Here is a 17,047-nt window from a genome sequence, read left to right as displayed (position 1 = left end):
ATTGATCCCCAGATGGACCCTTCGCGCGAAGTGGCCATCTCGGAATCAAGGCCACATCCACCCGCAACGAAAAAGGCCCGTCGGGCACCGTCAAGGCAACCCAACGGGCCACGCGTGCGCGGGGACGTTTCCCTACGCCAGCTGGGACTTAGGCCAGCAGGGACTCCTTCGCGAAGACCGCCAGCTTGTCCTGCACGGCCTCGGCCTCCTCGCGGGTCGCGCCGGCCGTGAACAGGTACGCCTTGATCTTGGGCTCGGTGCCGGACGGGCGCACGATGACCTTGTGGCCGCCGGAGAGCCGGAACTCGAGCACGTTGGCTGCGGGCAGCGTCTGATCCAGGTCGCCGTCCTTCTGGTTGACCATCGGCATCGCCACGCAATCGGCGTAGTCGGTGTAGCCCTCGACGTCGTAGCCGGCAACGGTGAGCGGCTGCTGCGCGCGCAGCCCCTTCATGATGGCCGCCATCTTGTCGGCGCCGGCCGCGCCCTGGAACTCGACGTTCACGATGCCGTTGAGATGGAAGCCGAACTCCTGGTAGAGGGCGTCCATGGCCTCGTACAGGTCCATGCCCTTCTTGGCGTACCAACCGGCCATCTCGCAGATGAGCATCGACGCGACGACGGCGTCCTTGTCGCGGGCGTGCGTGCCGGCCAGGTAGCCGTAGGACTCCTCGAACCCGAGCAGGTAGCGGTCGCCCTCGCCCTTGTCGGTGAGCATCTCGATCTGCTCGCCGATGTACTTGAAGCCCGTGAGCACGCGGCGCATCTCGAAACCGTAGTGGGCCGCCAGCGCGTCCGGCATGGAGCTGGACACGATCGTGGAGACGCACACCTTGGTGGAGACGTCCTCGCCGGCCTCCTGCTTCACGCGGCAGAGCCAGTCGATGAGGAGCACGCCCACCTCGTTGCCGGAGAGCAGCTTGTAGTCGCCGTCGTGCGGCACGGCGATGCCCACGCGGTCGGCGTCGGGATCCGTGGCGAGCATGAGGTCCGGCTTGACCTGGTCGCAGAGCTCGAGGCCCTTCTGCAGAGCGGCGCGCACCTCGGGGTTGGGATACGGGCACGTGGGGAAGTCGCCGTTGGGCTCGCGCTGTTCGGGCACCACGGTCACGTTATCGATGCCCACGCGCGAGAGGATCGCCGTGACCGTCTCGAGGCCGGTGCCGTTGAGCGGGCTGTAGACCACCTTGAAGGAGCCGTCCTCGGCCACGCAGTCAGGCACGGAGACCTTCTGGATCGCGTCGAGGTAGGCCTCGATCACCGCGTCCTCGACCCAGGTGACGAAGCCCTTCTCCTGGGCCTCATCGAAGCCCATCTTCTTGACGTCGTTGAAGATGTCCGTGTTGTTGATCGCGGTCTGGATCTCGTCCGCGGCCTCGTTGGCGATCTGGGCGCCGTCGGGCCCATAGACCTTGTAACCGTTGTACGGAGCCGGGTTGTGGGAGGCGGTGATCACGATGCCGGCGTCGGTCTTGAGGTGGCGCACCGTGAACGAGAGGACCGGCACCGGCTCGATGCGCGGCGCGACGAAGGTCTTGATGCCGTTGGCGGCGAGCACGCCGGCAGCGGCCTTGACGAAGTCCTCTCCCTTGTTGCGGGAGTCGCGCATGATGGCGACGGTGGGGACCTCCTCGCCCTTGTGGGCGTTGAGATAGTCCGCGAGGCCCTGGGTGGCCTGCGAGACGGTGTAGGCGTTCATGCGGTTGGTGCCCACACCGAGGACGCCGCGGAGGCCGGCCGTGCCGAACTCCAGGTCGCGATAGAAGGCGTCGACGATGGACTCCTCGTCGTTCTTGGCGAGCAGGTCGGACAGCTCCTCGACGAGCGCCGGCTCGTCGATGCTCTCCTGCCACAGCTGCGCGCGCTCTTGAATCTTCTGGTCCATGGTGTGGGTCCTTCCTTCGAGGTTTGAAGCTCCCCAGCTCCTCTGCTGCACGACGGTCCCATTGTAGGGCGCCGATTCAGGCGGCTTAAGGGTTGGGCTCGCGAGCGGCGCCCTGTGCACGGTTTCCCCACGCTGACTCTGACGGGTCGGGACAATGGCGCCCGGACGCTTCGGAGAGAGCCGTTTGTCCACGCTTCAGGCACCCGCAGCGTGGACATTGAGCTTTGACCGAAGCGTCCACGCCGGCGCAGGGCCTCCACGGGCTTCCCGTAGAATGCTCAGGTCCCCGCGACGGAAGCCCCCGCGACAAGAAGGAGCGCCATGGCCGGCATCAACTTCAACAAGGCCCAGTTCAAGGCCGCCTACGGCCTCCCCTCTCAAATCCCCGCCGCCGAGGCTCCCGAGGTAGTGGTGTGCGGCCGGTCCAACGTGGGCAAGTCGTCGCTCATCAACAAGCTGCTCGGCCGCAAGGCGCTCGCCAAGGTGAGCCAGAAGCCCGGCAAGACGGCCACCATCAACTTTTACGACGTGGACGGCGTGTACCTGGTGGACCTTCCGGGCTACGGCTTCGCGAAGGTGGGCCAGGCGGAGCGCAAGCGCTGGGCGGACCTCATCGCGGGGTACTTCGACCAGGACCGCTCGTTCAACCTGGTCGTGTGCCTTGTGGACATCCGCCACGAGCCCCAGAAGCTCGACCGCGAGATGGTCGCCTTTCTCAAGGAGCGGGAGCTGCCCTTTGTGATCGCCCTCACCAAGGCCGACAAGATCTCCGCCCAAAAGGCGCGCAACACCAAGCTCCGCGTGGCCGAGGACCTAGGGGTGGACACGGACGACATCTACGTCACGTCGAGCGCGAAGGGCACCGGCATCCGCGAGCTGCAGGCCCGCATCAGCGAGGACACGCTGGAGGAGTAGTAGGGCTCGCGCGACGGCGCGCGCTCCCGGGGTGTCCGGGCGGAGCTGCGCCGCAGTGCACGAGGTGTGGAGCGCGACAACGGTACGCTCCAAACCGAGAAGCCCAGGTGCCACTCGTGTTTGTTTCTCAACAGATAATTCCTACCTCTCTGGTGGGAATTAAGCGCAAGATACGGAGGGACGGCGAAGGCGCCTCGCCGTCATACTGCAAGGGAGCCCGCACCGGGACCCAATCTCGCGCTGAGCGAACCAGGAGGAACCATGAACATCGCGACCAGTGTCAGCGCGGCCATCGGCCAGACCCCCCTCATCGACCTTTCCGTCCTCGTCAACGGCACGGCGACCATTCTCGGCAAGTACGAGGCCGCCAACCCCGGCGGCTCCATCAAGGATCGCGTCGCCCGCGCGATGGTGGACGCCGCCGAGCGCGACGGCTCGCTGCCCGAGGGCGGCACCATCGTCGAGCCCACGAGCGGCAACACCGGCGTCGGCCTTGCGATGATCGCGGCCGAGAGCGGTTACCAGATGATCCTGACGATGCCAGAGACCATGAGTGTCGAGCGCCGCAAGCTCGCGGCCTCCTATGGCGCGCAGATCGTGCTCACCCCCGGCGCCGACGGCATGGCCGGAGCGGTGGCCAAGGCGGAGGAGATCGTGGCCGAGACGGACGGCGCCGTGCTGCTCGGGCAGTTCTCGAACCCGGAGAATCCGCTCGCGCACTACCGCACGACGGGCCCTGAGATCTGGTGGGACACCGAAGGGGCCGTTGACATCTTTGTGGCCGGCGTCGGCACCGGCGGCACCGTGAGCGGCGCCGGGCGCTTCCTCAAAGAGATGGACCCCGATGTGACCGTCGTGGCGGTGGAGCCCGAGGAGAGCCAGGTGCTCGCCGGAAAACCGGCCGGCCCGCACAAGATCCAGGGCATCGGTGCGAACTTCGTGCCCAAGAACTTCGACCCTGAGGTCGTGGACGAGATCCTCCCTGTGGCGTCCGCGGACGCCGTCGCCACTAAGCAGCGGCTCGCCGAGGAGGCGGGGCTGCTCGTGGGCATCTCCGCCGGCGCGGCGGTGGCCGCAGCCGTCGAGCTGGCCGGACGTGAGGAGAACGAGGGCGCCGTGATCGTGGCGGTCCTGCCGGACACCGGCGAGCGCTACCTCTCGATGGCCTGACGTCGTAAAGAGACAGGATCGTCCCATTCCCACGATCACGGGATGGGACGATCCTGTCTCTTTGGACTGTCTCACCTCATGCGATGAGACAGTCCTGTCTCTTTGAAGTGTCTCACGGGGTGGTCAGCGCAGCTGCTCCCAGGGGCGGCAGTCGATGAAGCCGGCCCTGTGCGCCGGCCCGACCACGAGGCCGAGGTCCTCCTGCAGGGCCAGCGACGGGGCGTTCTCCTCGAACACCTCGCCCCAGGGCAGCTCGCGCCGCTCCAGGTGACGGTTGATGAGCCACGCCTCCAAATCGCGGCCGTACCCCTTGCGCCGGTGCCGGGGGAACACCTCGAGCATGCCCATCGACCCCTCGTCATGGAGCCCGATGAACCCCACCATGCGACCGTCCGGCAGCGACCCCCCGAACACCCGGCCGTCCTCCAGGCGCGCCGTGAGCTGCTCGTCGGAGAAGAACTCCGGGTGCGAGTAGTGGTCCCGCACGAGCGCCAGGTCCTGAGGGCCGAGCGGGGCCACGACGATCGGCGTGCGCAGCGCAACGGGCTCGTCCTTGTCATAGGCGACGATGCGGTGCCACTCGGGCTCCCCCACCCCCTCGTACACGGCGCCAAGGGCGTCAATCAGCGCCGGGCTGCTGAACAGGGCCATCTTGGGTCGCGGCCGGGTGGCCATCACCTCGAGCGCCGTCTCGGCGTCCTCGCCCCAGATGAGCGCGTCGCCGCCCGGCAGCTCCACCATCGCGAACCCCGGAGAGGCGAACACCACTTCCCCCAGCCCGCGCACGATGGCCTGCTCCACCGGCCGGTCCCAAGCCGGCCCGGCGGCGATACGGTCCACGAGCGCGGCGATGTCGTGGGCGGTGGCGCCGCGGCGACCGAGGTCCGACACAGACGGGGCCGCCCCCGGCGCCTGCCGCGTGACCGCCGGCGCGATAGGCACCGTCGGGCTCCCGCCATGAGCGCCGAGCGCATCCACGTCGATGGGCCGGACGTTCTCCGGCACGAGACCCTCGCCGTCCACAGCGACCGGCTGTTCGACCTCGGTCAGTTCCAGCTCGCCTTGGGCCTCTTCCGCCCGCCGGCGAAGCCGTCCGGCGTCGCCCTCGCGCTCGGCGATGCGGAGGGCCCGCGCCTCATGGGTGTCGATCGGCGGCTGGCCGCGGAGCACGCGCCCGATCCTCAGCGCCATGAGCCGAGACCCGCGCAGGCTCGGATGGTCGGCGTCGGCATAGTAGCGGCGCCGGTCCTCCAAGAGACGCGCGCCGTCGGCCAGGTGCATGCCGGGGTGCCGCGCCACCTCGGCGGCGAGCACCTGCGGCACCGCCTCCCAGCAGGAACGCGGATGGGATGGATAGGCCTCCTCGTCATGGCACGTGGGGCTCGCCACAAAGACGGTTGCCCCCGGCCACGCGCGCACCACGTAGTCCACCACGCCGTGCACGTCGCGCACCAGCTCCGAGTGGCCGCAACGCTGGAAACGGTAGTTGGCCCCGAGCCCGATCCACACCAGCTCGGGGTCCACGTGGGACGCCAGGTCCGCCATCGCCGTGGGCTGGAACACCTGGCCGCCGAGCCCCTGGTTGAGCAGGTCGAGCCCCTGGTCGCGCGCGACGCGCGCAGGCCACGCCTCAGCCGGGTCCCCAGCCAGGAAGCCCTGGGCAATCGAGTCGCCCACCACGAGCAGCGAACGCCCTGCGGCAACGGGCTCCATCAGCGAGCCGTCCGACCAGAGCCGACGAATGCGACAACCGCGCAGGCAGGGCAGCCACACCGTCACCTGCCGCACCGGTGCCATGCCCGGCAGCGGTGCGGCGCTCACGCCGTCGTTGAGGTCCACGACCAGCTCCACCGGCTCGGCCGGGGGCATCATCGCGCCGACGTGATGACCGTCCACGTCCGCCGACACGCCGTCGTGCGGGTCATCCGAGGGACCGCCGTCCGCAAGCTCGACCTGCGCCGTCGTGCCGGAGGGCTCCTCGTCCACCCACAGCTCGAGACCTACCTCCTGCGCATCCGTGCGCAGCTCGAGGCGCACGCCGGCCGTGGCCACCGCCATCTGGCGGTACAGCGCCGGGTGCCACGCGGCGCAGCTGCCAAGGGCCCGGCGCTGTGCGGCCGTGAACCGCTGAGGCCGCACCCATCCGTCGGAGGAGGGCTCCACTTCGAGAGCGCCCTTCAGGAAGTCCGTCGCCGGCGCCGAGAGGGGCCAGTCGCGACCGGGCGTGTGCCAGCGTGTGCGTCCCACGTGCGCTCCCCTTCCCGACCCGTCACAGTCGCCCTCGATTGTCGCACAGTGGGAACGCATCAACATTGCAATGGGCTACTGCCCGTTGCTCGAGCCGGTGGCCCAGTCGGCCACGGGACGATAGGCCTCCACGAGCTCGGGCAACCGCCAGCGGGCATTGGCCGGGCTCGTGGAGGGGAAGCCTCGGTATGGCAGCCCCACCCGCTCGGCCAGGTCCCTCTCGTACAGACGAAGAGCCGTCGAGCCGGTCAGAGCCACGTGGGCGATGTCGGTCCCCTCCACGAATGCCGCGATGTCGTTCGGCACCACGTCGCGGATGGACGCGTCGCTCGCCCCCTCGATGGTGCACGAGCCCACCACGTCCCACAGGGCCACGTGATGGCGCTGAGCCAGCGCTCGACGCCCCGGGCCGTCCTTCGGGTCCTTCTCGCCGAAGAGCGCCGCGAGCACCGGCCAGAAGCGGTTGTGAGGGTGAGCGTAGGGCACCCCGGCCTCACGCGAGGCCGGGCTCGGCATGGTCCCGAGCACGAGCACGCGGGCATCGGGCGCCCAGATCGGCTCCACCCGGTGCAGCACCTCTCGTCGCTCGGCCATGGGCGCCCCCGGTTTCTCACGTGTCCTACACTGATGGGACTCTTGTGCCCGACCGACCCAAGGGAGCCCTATGAACACCCAGCCTACCCCCAAGCAGCCGACGCCCCAGGCCGAGCCTCCCATCGAGTCCGCGTCGGCCACCACCGACCACGCCGCCAACAAGGGCGGCGCGTTTGCCTATGTCATCACGGCCATCTGCCTCGGCGTGCTCGTCCTTTTGTCCACGTCGCTCGGCGGCTGCCTCGGCACCATCGCGGAGAACGCCATCTACGGCTACTCCTATTACGACTCGTTCGGAAACGACTACGGCAACGGCTTCGACTACGACGACGAGTACGGCTACGGCGACGAATGGCTCGACTGGCTCGACGAGCAGCACTCGAGCACTCCGACGGACGACACGGGGCGCACGCTGACCCAGGCCGCTGCAGCGGAGACGCTTCGCGAGGTCTGTGTTGAGAACCTTAATGATTATGTGAGTGCCGTGAATTACGCGGGAGCGCCGACGTCCGTGCGCGCGTACGTGAAGAACCTCTGCTCGCGCGACGCGAGCGCGTCGGCCGACACGACGTCGCTGCTCTCGACGGCGGCGGGCGCCTTGACCGCCGGCGACGCGAAGGCCGCCGAGAAGGACCTGGCCGCAGCTCGCAAAGAGGCCCAGCAGGCAGCCCAGGACGCGCAGACCCTCGCCAAGCCGAACGACACCTCCGACTCTGCGCTCCTCGACGACCTCAACCAGGCCGCCGACTACGTGAGCGACCGTTGGACGGCCGTGGCCGAGGCCATCAAGACCGTTGAGGGGTCCCAGACCCTGAGCTCCCGCTTCGCCCGGGACGCCGAGGACGCGACCGAGGACCTGCTCTACGACGGGGCGGCCTGTTTGCTGAACGCCCTGGCGCTCTCGGCGCAGCAGAGCTAACGCCCCACCCCGGAAAGGAGGCCCGGTGAGCCGAGCCGACCAGATCTTCTGCGATATGTGCACCGACATCATCGAGCACGGCACCACGACCGAGGGCGAGCTTGTGCGCCCCCGATGGGAGGACGGCACCCCCGCGTACACCATCAAGAAGTTCGGCGCGGTGGCCCGTTACGACCTGCGCGAGGAGTTCCCGGCCCTCACGCTGCGCCGCACCGCCCTCAAGTCCGCGATGGACGAGGTGCTCTGGATTTACCAGCGGAAGTCCAACAACATCCACGACCTCAAGAGCCACATCTGGGACGCCTGGGCGGACGAGACGGGCTCAATCGGCAAGGCCTACGGCTACCAGATCGGCCAGATGTCGCACTACCCGCAAGGGGACATGGACCAGATGGACAAGGTGCTCTACGACCTCGAGCACACGCCCTTCTCGCGCCGCATCATCACGAGCACCTACACCTTCGCCGACCTCTCCGAGATGAACCTCTACCCCTGCGCCTACAGCTGCACCTACAACGTGACGCAGGGCGAGCCCGGCGGCCCGTTGGTGCTGAACCTCGTGCTCAACCAGCGCAGCCAGGACATCCTCGCGGCGAACAACTGGAACGTGTGCCAGTACGCGATCCTGTTGATGATGGTGGCCCAGAGCGTGGGCATGGTGCCGGGCGAGCTGCTCCACGTGATCGCGGACGCGCACATCTACGACCGGCACGTGCCCATCGTGAAGGAGCTCATCACCCGCGAGCAGTTCCCCGCGCCGCACGTGTCGCTCAATCCGGAGGTCACGAACTTCTACGACTTCACGACCGACGACCTCATCGTCGAGGGCTACAAGACCGGTCCGCAGGTCAAAGGCATACCCATCGCGGTCTAGCCATCGGACATCCCGAGGAGGACGCATGCCAAAGAGCTTCCGAGCCATCGTCTCGGTCTCCGACGACTGGGGCATCGGCGCCCACGGGGACCTTGCGGTGCGCAACAGAGCGGACATGAGGCGCTTCAAAGAACTCACCTGGGGCGGCACCGTGATCATGGGCCGACGGACGCTTGAGAGCTTGCCCGGCGGCCGCGCGCTCCCGGGGCGGCGGAACCTCGTGCTGACCCGCGACGAGCGCTTCTCCCAGGAGAACGTGGAGACCGCGCCGGGCATCAAGGCGCTGAAGCGGTTGCTCCGCGACGACGAGGACGTGTGGGTCCTCGGCGGCGAGTCCGTGTATCGGGGCCTGCTGCCCCTGTGCGACGAATGCCTGGTGACGATGAACGAGGTAGCGGTCCCCGAGGTTGACGCGTGGTTCCCGGACCTCGACGCACACCCGGCCTGGCGCTTGGACGGCTGCGTGGACGGCGGCGTGACGGAAGAGGGCGTTCCGTACCAGTTCCGGACCTACCGCCGGCTCATGTGAGGCCCAGTCCCTGTCCACGAAAAAGGGGTGCCGTGCCCGGCCGGGCACGGCACCCCTTCGTGTGCAACGGAAGCGCTCCTACTGGTAGTCCACCACATCGACCCACTGCAGCAGGAACTCGTCAGCCTCATGGCGGCGGCGCGACAACTCGCTCGCGGCCACAATGGACATCCAGGTGCGGACGATCTGCTTGGGGGTGTCGGACTTCTTGCAGTAGAGGTCCAGGTACTTCTCCGCGCGCTCCTTGGAGGTCAGCGCGAAGAGCAGGTAGCTGATGGCGGCGTCACAGGCGCCGGAGCCCTGCGTGGCATGGGCCCAGTCACAGGCGTACAACGTGCCGTCCTCGGCCACGATCACATTGCTCGGGTTGTAGTCGCCGTGGCACACATGGGTCTCGTTGGGCATGCCGTCCAGGCGCATCTCCAGCTCGTAGCGCGTGGTGGCGTCCAGCACGTCCGTGAGGCTCTGGATCATGCGGGTGTACTTGTCCTTCTGGCGCTGCAGCAGCGGCGCCGTGTGCGCGTGGATGTCCAGCTGGAAGTCCACGAACTGCATCAGGTACTGGTCTTCCTTGTCCGGGTTCTCGTCCATCAGCTCGGCCATCGTCCGGCCGGGGATGAAGGTGGTCACGAGGGCCCAATCGCCGTCCACCTGGCTCACGGACACCGGGTCCGGGGTGTTGATCCCCGTCTCCTGCACGCGGGCCAGGTTGAGGGCCTCGTTGAAGACGTCCGACGCCGGCTTGGCGTCGTTGAACACCTTCACCAGGCTGTCGCCGTCGCGATAGACGACCTTGTTGCCGCGGGTCACGACCTCTTCCATGGTTCTCTCCTCAGGTCTTAGCTGGTTCCATGGGCAATCTGCTCACGGACGGGCGCCCCGTCCCCCGTGGGCGCCCGTCCGTCACATCCGAACGGTTAGTCCTCGTAGCTGCTCGGCTCGCGGCCGTAGAAGGCGTCGAGGTAGAGGTCGCGGATCTCGCTCATCAACGGGTAGCGCGGGTTGGCCGGGGTGCACTGGTCGTTGAAGGCCTGCTCCACCATGTTGTCGAGCGTGTCGTTGAAGTAGGTCTCGTCCACGCCGTAATCGGCGATGGTCGGCTTGATGCCCACGTGCGCGCCGAGCTCGTCGATGGCCTTGAGGAAGTTCTCGAAGACCTCGTTGTCGTCCTTGCCCTGGATGCCCACGTAGCGCGCGGCCTCGACGTAGCGCTCCTTGGCCTGCGGGTAGGCGTACTGCGGGAAGGTGCCCATCTTCACCGGCACGTCGGCGGCGTTGTAGCGCATGACGCGGGTGAGGATGACGGCGTTGGCCACACCGTGCGGCAGGTGGTGGAAGGCGCCGAGCTTGTGGGCCATGGAGTGGTTCACGCCGAGGAACGCGTTCGCGAACGCGATGCCGGCCATGCAGGAGGCGTTGGCCATGTGCTCGCGGGCCTCGAGGTCGGAACCGTCGTCATAGGCGCGCGCCAGGTACTGGAACACGAGCTTGATGGCCTGGAGCGAGCTGGCCTTGGTGTAGTCACTCGCCATCACGGAGACGAGGGACTCGAGCGCGTGGGTCAAGACGTCCATGCCGGAGGCGGCGGTGAGGCCCTTGGGCTGGGTCATCATGTTGTTGACGTCCACGACGGCCATGTCCGGCAGCAGCTCGTAGTCGGCGAGCGGCCACTTCACGCCGGTGTCGGCGTCGGTGATGATCGCGAACGGGGTGACCTCGGAGCCGGTGCCGGAAGAGGTCGGCACGGCCACGAAGTAGGCCTTCTTGCCCATCTCCGGGAAGCGGTAGATGCGCTTGCGGATGTCCATGAAGTCCATGGCCATGTCCTCGAAGCGCACGTCCGGGTTCTCGTACATGACCCACATGATCTTTGCCGCGTCCATCGCGGAGCCGCCGCCGAGGGCGATGATGCAGTCAGGCTCGAAGGCCTTCATCTGCTTCGTGCCCTCAAGGGCGCACTGCAGCGTGGGGTCGGGCGCGACGTCCCAGAAGGACTCGTGGATGATGCCGAGCTGGTCGAGCTTCTCCTCGATCTGGCGGCTGAACCCGCTCGTGTAGAGGAACTGGTCCGTGACGATGAAGACGCGCTTCTTGCCCATGTCCTTGAGCTCGTCCAGGGCGGTGGGCAGGCAGCCACGCTTGAAGTAGATCTTCTCGGGCGTGCGGTACCAGAGCATGTTCTCCTGGCGCACGGCCACCGACTTGGTGTTGATCAAGTGCTTCACCCCCACGTTCTCCGAGACGGAGTTGCCGCCCCAGCTGCCGCAGCCCAGGGTCATCGAGGGCTTGAGACGGAAGTTGTACAGGTCACCGATACCGCCCTGGGAGGCCGGGGTGTTGACGAGGATGCGGCAGGTCTTCATGGCCGCCTGGTGCTTGTCGAGCTTCTCCTTCTCGTTGACGTCCACGTAGAGGGAGGAGGTGTGGCCGTAGCCGCCGTCGGCGACCAGGCGCTCCGCCTTCGCGACGGCGTCGTCGAAGTCCGTGGCGTGGTACATGGCGAGCACCGGGGAGAGCTTCTCGTGCGCGAACTCCTCGGAGGGGTCGACGGACTCCACCTCGCCGATGAGGACCTTGGTCTTCTCCGGCACGGTCACGCCGGCAAGCTCGGCGATCTTGTAGGCCGGCTGGCCCACGATCTTCGCGTTGAGGGCGCCGTTGATGATGATGGTCTTGCGGACCTTGTCCAGCTCCTCGGGGTTGAGGAAATAGGCGCCGCGCTTCTGGAACTCGTCCTTGACCGCGTCGTAGATGTCGTCGAGCACGATGACCGACTGCTCGGAGGCGCAGATCATGCCGTTGTCAAAGGTCTTGGAGTGGAGGATCGAGCTCACGGCCAGCTTGAGGTCGGCCGTGGAGTCGATGATGGCCGGGGTGTTGCCCGGGCCGACGCCAAGGGCCGGCTTGCCGGAGGAGTAGGCGGCCTTGACCATGCCCGGGCCACCGGTGGCGAGGATGATGTCCGCGTCGGACATCAGCTCGTTGGTGAGCTCGAGGGTCGGCTGGTCGATCCAGCGGATGAGGCCCTTGGGAGCGCCGGCGGCCTCGGCGGCCTCGCGCACGATGCGGGCGGCGTCGATGGTGCACTTCTTGGCGCGCGGGTGCGGGCTGATGATGATGCCGTTGCGCGTCTTCAGGGCCAGCAGGCACTTGAAGATGGCCGTGGAGGTGGGATTGGTGGTCGGGATGACCGCGGCGACGATGCCGATGGGCTCGGCGATGACCTTGTAGCCGCCGGCGATGTCCTCCTCGATGACGCCGCAGGTCTTGGTGTCCTTGTAGGCGTTGTAGATGTACTCGGAGGCGTAATGGTTCTTGATGACCTTGTCCTCCACGACGCCCATGCCGGTCTCTTCCACGGCGTCCTTGGCCAGCGGGATGCGGGCCTTGTTCGCGGCCATCGCGGCCTCGTAGAAGATCTTGTCCACCTGCTCCTGGTCGAAGGTCGCGAAGACCTCCTCAGCGGTGCGCATCTCCTGGATCGCTGCCTTGAGGGCGTCGACACTGTCGATGGTCTCGACGGTGTCGAGCACCTCCTGGGTGGCGTCTGCCATTCGTACCTCCATCTGGTCGATGTGACCTTGGCGGGACATCTCGTCCCCATGAATGCCACTCATGCTAGCGCATGGGTCGTTCTGTAGCTTGCTGATGGGGTCTCGTCTTTATTCTTATTGGTTCATAGCTGGTGTAATCCCCGTTCCTTCACAGGTTTTCAATACCGATACTTATGTAATTGGCTATCAAACAGAGGTCATTTGAAACGCAAGTTTTGGATCAAAGGTCGCTGTGCTCCGCAAGAACGGCCCCCATTGATACAAAGAACCTGACAGGATTCTTCTGGTTTTTGACGGGGGCTGGGCCCTATTCCGCACCGAGCAGCGGCTCCGCCCACATCACGAGCGCGAGGGCCTCCTCGTCGCCGCAGACGACGCGCACGACGAACGGCGGCAACGAGAGCCGCTCCTGGTCGGCCGGCGACACCGGCTGGAGCATCACGCGCGTCGACACCGTGCGCTGCCCCCCGGTCTGGAGTGCGGCCGCACGGCCCACGATGGCGCCCGGCTCCTCGGCCGCCGGCACGAGCTCCACGGAGGCGCCGAAGCCGCCTTCCAGCACCCGGGCCGCCACGTCGTGGGACAGGCTCTGCTTGAGGCCCGGATAGAGCGTGCGAGCGACAGCCGGATGGCAGGCGAGGTCCTCTGCCAGCACCTGGGCGTTGTCGCATCGCTTGTGTTGGCGGGCGTCATAGCTTTCCAGGGCGGACCCAAGGACGGCGACCAGGGACGGGCCGGGAGCGAACTCGCGGGACAGCGCGTTCAGGATGTCGGTCAGCTCGTGGTTGCGCAGGCCCTCGGGGCTCACCGACACCGCCGTGAGGGGCGCATTGGGACCGAGGAACGTCTCCAGGTCGTCGGTCACGAGGTCCGCGCCACGTACGCAGGCCGGGCACGTCACGGGGCCCGCCAGGCTGTTCTCCACCCATAGGCACTCGCCCGGGGCCAGCAGACCCTTCGCGGCCTTGAGGTCCGTGACGCTCAGGCCACCGGGGTCGATGCTCGGCGTGGGCGCCGACACGTGCCCCACCGTCGCGAGGCGTGGGCGCAGCGTGTCGGCGGGCTGCGCGATGAGCCACGTGCGGGCACAGCGCTTGCCGAGCCAACGGCCGATGGTCTGGGTGATGACGTCGATAGTGTCCATAGGTCGCACTATACCCGGAGTCCCGGGGCAGACGGGCGCCGACGCCGCCCGGACGTCCCACGTCGCCGGCAGCCACCCTTAGGGCTCGGTCTCGTTCGCTCGCCTCACCTCCTCCCGGACCAGCAGGTCCCACCCCTTGAGGGACTTGTACGGCAGGAACTGCACGGCCCCGTCGGGGTCCTCGGGAGCTCGGTAACGGCCCTCCCGGGCCACCTTCTCGTCCAGGCGCGCCAACAGGCGCGCCCGGTGCTCCCGCTCGTGAGGCGGGACGTCGGGGCCGAGCAGCGCCGCGCGGGTCTCGTTGGAACAACAGCAGGGCGTGAACCCCCGGCCCCTCTCCTCACTCATGGTGCCCTCCCACTTGATGGGCCCGCTCCCGCGCCGTGCAGCAGGGCTCGTAGCTCGTCGCCTTGAGCAGCGCGTCGCGCCCGTATCGACGCCGCACGGCCGCCACCGTGCGCTCCAGGCGCTGCTCGCGCTCCGCACCCTCGGCGCTCGTCCAGCCGCCCGGCCCCGGCTCCCACAGGCGCCGCGCCACGCCGTCGGCCGGCCTCACGTCGCCCAGGGCCAACACGAGCCGCCGCACCGGCACCTCGCGCCAGGTGGTCTCTTCGTAGAGGTCGAGGAGAGCCCCTTTGATGAGGGAGGCGCGGTCCGTGAGCAGGGGCAGCCGCCGGTCTCCCCCGCTGTGAAGGTAGTGGTGGCTGCGGTCCTGAGAGCCAGGGGGCGCCTGATAGCCCACCCGGAGCGACACCGAGCCGCACAGGAGGCGCTCCCCGGCCAGGTCCCAGACGCTCTCGTCGATCATCTCCCCAAGCACCTGCGCGGCCTCGGCGTGGCTGTAGTCGCGGCACAGAGTCTGGCCGTTGCAGAGCGATCTGGCCTGGGGACGATAGGCCTTGACCTGGGCCAGCGTGCAGGGCTCCTGCCCCCAGGCATGGTTGATGAGGCGCCGGGCCGGGCGCCCCAACTCCGCGAGGAGCAGCCGCTCGTCCATCGCGGCCACACCGGCCAGGTCGCGGACGCCGTAGCGCTCCAGGCGCCGCGCGATGCCCGGGCCCACCCGCCAGATGTCCGTGATGGGCCGATGGAACCACAGCTCGCGCCGAAAGGACTCCTCGTCCAGCTCCGCCACACCCTCCGGGCTCTTCTTGGCCACGACGTCCATCGCCACCTTGGCCAGGAAGAGGTTGGGGCCCACGCCGACCGTGGCCGTGATGCCCGTGCGCTCCAACACCTCGCGCCGGAGCCGCTCGACCAGCTCGAGCCCCGAGGCGCCGTAGTAGCGCTGGTAGCCCGTGAGGTCGATGAAGGCCTCGTCCACCGAGTAGGGGTGCACGTCCTCTGCGGCGAAATGCTCCAGGTAGATGCCGTGGATCTCGGCCGACCGCTGCATGTAGAGGCGCATGCGCGGCTTGGCCACCAGGTAGGGCACGTCCCGCGGGATCTGGTGGAGCCGGCACCGGTTCTTGATGCCAAGGGCCTTGAGCGGCGGCGACACGGCGAGGCACAGGGTGCGGTCCGTGCGCGAGGCGTCCGCCACCACGAGGCGCGTGGCGAGCGGGTCCAGCCCGCGCTCCACGCACTCCACGCTCGCATAGAAGCTTTTGAGGTCGATGCAGCAGAAGCACGGCGTGGCCCCCATGCGCCCCTCCTCAAAAAGAACTGGTGTTCCTAAAAACTGTTGTTCGTAGCATAGGCCCAGATGTTCGGCTGCGGGGCCCTTGACTTTGGACGGATCCTCTGACCGCCTCGGAGGAAGGGGTGCGCCGAAACTCCCCGCCGCACCGGGGTACCGACCAATCGACACCGTGACAATCTAGGGAGGGCCATGGCCACACCGGCACCCGGCGCCCCGTCGGCGCCCACGCCGCCGCCCAACGCAGCAGCGGCCGCCCTTGACGAAAGCGACGCCCGACGGCCGGGCTTCTCAAAGGCCGAGATGAACAAGCAGGCCTACGCCGTGGCGGAGGCCATCCTGCGCTGCGGCGCGATCCTTCTGGTGAGCGGCTGCCAAGTGCGGACCGTCGAGGACACGATGGTGAGGTTCGGCCGCACGTTCCAGGGCGTCGACGACTGCAACGCCTACGTGACGCTCACCGGCATCATCGTCAGCGTGACGGCCGACGACGACACCGTCACGAAGATCGTGCGCATCGACAGCGTGAGCCACGACCTCTGGGCCGTGGCCCGGACGCTGCACCTGGCGCACCGCTGCGAGAAGGACCCGATGACGCCCGACCAGGTGATGGCCGAGATCCAGAACATCGAGAACGCCCCGCTCCACGGGAACCGAACGATGGCGCTCGCCTGGGCAGTCGGTGCCCTGGGCTGCGCGATCTTCTACGGCTACACGGGGCCGATGCTGGTCACCTTCGCGGCGGTGGCCGTCGGCGCCCTCGCCACCTTTGGCGCCGGGCTGCTCTCGGACCGCCTGCTCCCCAACCCCTATGTGGGGATCATCGTTCAGGCAGGCGTGGCCACGGGCGTCTGCGTGCTGTTCCACCGCTTCTTCCCCACCACGGACATGGAGTCGATGCTGATCCCCATCCTCATGCTCCTCGTGCCCGGCATGACGTTCACGAACTCGCTGCTCGACACGCTCTCCGGCGACTACCTCTCCGGTGTGGCGCGGCTGTCCGTCGCGCTTCTGGTGGGGGTCTCCATCGCCATCGGCACGTCCATCGTGCTGCACTACTCGGGGGTGCTCACATGGTCTCCCTCTTGATCGCGGCATTCGGCGCGTTTTTGATCTGCGGGGCCTTCGGGCTCATCTACAACATCCAGAGCCCCCTGCTGCTGGCGCTGGCCGGCGGTGTTGGGGCCCTCGGCTGCGTGGCGTACCAAATCGTGGTGGACCTCGGCGGCGGCGAGCCCGAGGCCAGCTTCGTGGGCGCCGTCGTCTTCAGCCTGGCCGCGTGGGCGGCGAGCCACTTCACACACGAGCCGGTCATCATGTTCCAGGCGCCGGCGCTGATCCCGCTCGTCCCCGGCGGCGACATCTACCGCATGATGAGCGCGTTCCTCGTGGGCGAGTGGAGCAAGGGCCTCGAATGGGGCGCGACCGCGATGGCCGTGGCGGGCATGCTGCTGTTCGGCATGCTGATCGTGTCGGCCGTGCCGTACTCGTGGAGCCACCTCAAACAGCTCGGCAAGGACACCTGGCACTTCTGAACGAAAAAGGAGCCGGGCGCGCGCTCGCCCCGACCCCTCACG

At 67.7% G+C, this 17,047-nt stretch carries 15 protein-coding genes; 7 read left to right on the top strand and 8 right to left on the bottom strand.

The window, feature by feature from the left end:
* Positions 1-148: 148 nt before the first annotated feature.
* On the bottom strand, positions 149-1,885 hold the full coding sequence (locus QJ043_RS07810) for a phospho-sugar mutase (RefSeq protein ID WP_283713108.1): 1,737 nt from the start codon (positions 1,883-1,885) through the stop codon (positions 149-151).
* Positions 1,886-2,206: 321 nt separating this feature from the next.
* Here QJ043_RS07810 and yihA point away from each other — a divergent pair, with 321 nt between their 5' ends.
* Together yihA and cysK are read left to right on the top strand one after the other, a co-directional pair.
* The gene (gene yihA, locus QJ043_RS07805) at positions 2,207-2,800 is read left to right on the top strand and encodes a ribosome biogenesis GTP-binding protein YihA/YsxC (protein WP_283713107.1); all 594 of its coding nucleotides are present in this window, start codon (positions 2,207-2,209) and stop codon (positions 2,798-2,800) included.
* A 261-nt stretch (positions 2,801-3,061) separates the two neighbouring features.
* Positions 3,062-3,970: a cysteine synthase A gene (cysK, locus tag QJ043_RS07800; RefSeq protein ID WP_283713106.1), complete on the top strand. Its 909-nt coding sequence runs from the start codon at positions 3,062-3,064 to the stop codon at positions 3,968-3,970.
* 123 nt (positions 3,971-4,093) lie between these two features.
* On the opposite strand, the gene QJ043_RS07795 is transcribed toward cysK, so the two are convergent.
* The gene (locus QJ043_RS07795) at positions 4,094-6,217 is read right to left on the bottom strand and encodes a GNAT family N-acetyltransferase (protein WP_283713105.1); all 2,124 of its coding nucleotides are present in this window, start codon (positions 6,215-6,217) and stop codon (positions 4,094-4,096) included.
* Between the two features lie 75 nt (positions 6,218-6,292).
* Positions 6,293-6,811 (bottom strand): DNA-deoxyinosine glycosylase, encoded by a 519-nt coding sequence (locus QJ043_RS07790; protein ID WP_283713104.1) that lies wholly within the window; start codon positions 6,809-6,811, stop codon positions 6,293-6,295.
* Between the two features lie 70 nt (positions 6,812-6,881).
* Between QJ043_RS07790 and QJ043_RS07785 the strand changes: the two genes are divergently transcribed.
* The 3 genes from QJ043_RS07785 to QJ043_RS07775 are packed head-to-tail and all read left to right on the top strand — an operon-like array spanning position 6,882 to position 9,133.
* On the top strand, positions 6,882-7,730 hold the full coding sequence (locus tag QJ043_RS07785) for a hypothetical protein (RefSeq protein WP_283713103.1): 849 nt from the start codon (positions 6,882-6,884) through the stop codon (positions 7,728-7,730).
* Positions 7,731-7,755: 25 nt separating this feature from the next.
* Complete coding sequence (thyA, locus tag QJ043_RS07780) at positions 7,756-8,604, top strand: thymidylate synthase (protein ID WP_283713102.1); 849 nt, start codon at positions 7,756-7,758, stop codon at positions 8,602-8,604.
* A 25-nt stretch (positions 8,605-8,629) separates the two neighbouring features.
* Complete coding sequence (locus tag QJ043_RS07775; protein WP_283713101.1) at positions 8,630-9,133, top strand: dihydrofolate reductase; 504 nt, start codon at positions 8,630-8,632, stop codon at positions 9,131-9,133.
* Positions 9,134-9,211: 78 nt separating this feature from the next.
* Here the strand turns inward: QJ043_RS07775 and QJ043_RS07770 are convergent, their stop codons facing one another.
* The 5 genes from QJ043_RS07770 to QJ043_RS07750 all read right to left on the bottom strand — a co-directional run bounded on the left by QJ043_RS07770 (position 9,212) and on the right by QJ043_RS07750 (position 15,476).
* The gene (locus QJ043_RS07770; protein ID WP_283713099.1) at positions 9,212-9,955 is read right to left on the bottom strand and encodes a phosphotransferase family protein; all 744 of its coding nucleotides are present in this window, start codon (positions 9,953-9,955) and stop codon (positions 9,212-9,214) included.
* Positions 9,956-10,050: 95 nt separating this feature from the next.
* The gene (adhE, locus tag QJ043_RS07765; RefSeq protein WP_283713098.1) at positions 10,051-12,687 is read right to left on the bottom strand and encodes a bifunctional acetaldehyde-CoA/alcohol dehydrogenase; all 2,637 of its coding nucleotides are present in this window, start codon (positions 12,685-12,687) and stop codon (positions 10,051-10,053) included.
* 307 nt (positions 12,688-12,994) lie between these two features.
* Positions 12,995-13,831, bottom strand: a complete 837-nt coding sequence (locus QJ043_RS07760; RefSeq protein ID WP_283713097.1) for a PLP-dependent transferase — start codon at positions 13,829-13,831, stop codon at positions 12,995-12,997.
* Positions 13,832-13,909: 78 nt separating this feature from the next.
* A complete protein-coding gene (locus tag QJ043_RS07755) occupies positions 13,910-14,179 on the bottom strand; it encodes a hypothetical protein (protein WP_283713095.1) in 270 nt (89 codons plus the stop codon).
* Positions 14,172-15,476, bottom strand: a complete 1,305-nt coding sequence (locus tag QJ043_RS07750; protein WP_283713094.1) for a Y-family DNA polymerase — start codon at positions 15,474-15,476, stop codon at positions 14,172-14,174. Before QJ043_RS07750 ends, QJ043_RS07755 begins: the two co-directional genes overlap by 8 nt.
* A gap of 186 nt (positions 15,477-15,662) precedes the next feature.
* On the opposite strand from QJ043_RS07750, the gene QJ043_RS07745 reads away from it, so the two are divergent.
* Complete coding sequence (locus QJ043_RS07745; RefSeq protein ID WP_283713093.1) at positions 15,663-16,559, top strand: threonine/serine exporter family protein; 897 nt, start codon at positions 15,663-15,665, stop codon at positions 16,557-16,559.
* Positions 16,544-17,005 carry a threonine/serine exporter family protein gene (locus tag QJ043_RS07740; protein WP_283713092.1) on the top strand — a complete coding sequence of 154 codons (462 nt, stop codon included), beginning with the start codon at positions 16,544-16,546 and terminating at the stop codon, positions 17,003-17,005. Before QJ043_RS07745 ends, QJ043_RS07740 begins: the two co-directional genes overlap by 16 nt.
* Positions 17,006-17,047 lie beyond the last annotated feature (42 nt).

The organism is Kribbibacterium absianum (genome assembly GCF_030067705.1).
GTDB lineage: Bacteria > Actinomycetota > Coriobacteriia > Coriobacteriales > Atopobiaceae > Kribbibacterium > Kribbibacterium absianum.
This window is presented reverse-complemented; position numbering and strand designations above follow the sequence as displayed.

Bases quoted from the DNA above. Each gene is read 5' to 3' on its own strand.
- QJ043_RS07785 (WP_283713103.1), top strand. From the start codon at position 6,882: ATGAACACCCAGCCTACCCCCAAGCAGCCGACGCCCCAGGCCGAGCCT.
- QJ043_RS07755 (WP_283713095.1), bottom strand. From the start codon at position 14,179: ATGAGTGAGGAGAGGGGCCGGGGGTTCACGCCCTGCTGTTGTTCCAAC.
- QJ043_RS07775 (WP_283713101.1), top strand. From the start codon at position 8,630: ATGCCAAAGAGCTTCCGAGCCATCGTCTCGGTCTCCGACGACTGGGGC.
- cysK (WP_283713106.1), top strand. From the start codon at position 3,062: ATGAACATCGCGACCAGTGTCAGCGCGGCCATCGGCCAGACCCCCCTC.
- QJ043_RS07750 (WP_283713094.1), bottom strand. From the start codon at position 15,476: ATGGGGGCCACGCCGTGCTTCTGCTGCATCGACCTCAAAAGCTTCTAT.
- QJ043_RS07810 (WP_283713108.1), bottom strand. From the start codon at position 1,885: ATGGACCAGAAGATTCAAGAGCGCGCGCAGCTGTGGCAGGAGAGCATC.
- QJ043_RS07790 (WP_283713104.1), bottom strand. From the start codon at position 6,811: ATGGCCGAGCGACGAGAGGTGCTGCACCGGGTGGAGCCGATCTGGGCG.
- yihA (WP_283713107.1), top strand. From the start codon at position 2,207: ATGGCCGGCATCAACTTCAACAAGGCCCAGTTCAAGGCCGCCTACGGC.
- QJ043_RS07740 (WP_283713092.1), top strand. From the start codon at position 16,544: ATGGTCTCCCTCTTGATCGCGGCATTCGGCGCGTTTTTGATCTGCGGG.
- adhE (WP_283713098.1), bottom strand. From the start codon at position 12,687: ATGGCAGACGCCACCCAGGAGGTGCTCGACACCGTCGAGACCATCGAC.
- QJ043_RS07745 (WP_283713093.1), top strand. From the start codon at position 15,663: ATGGCCACACCGGCACCCGGCGCCCCGTCGGCGCCCACGCCGCCGCCC.
- QJ043_RS07760 (WP_283713097.1), bottom strand. From the start codon at position 13,831: ATGGACACTATCGACGTCATCACCCAGACCATCGGCCGTTGGCTCGGC.
- QJ043_RS07770 (WP_283713099.1), bottom strand. From the start codon at position 9,955: ATGGAAGAGGTCGTGACCCGCGGCAACAAGGTCGTCTATCGCGACGGC.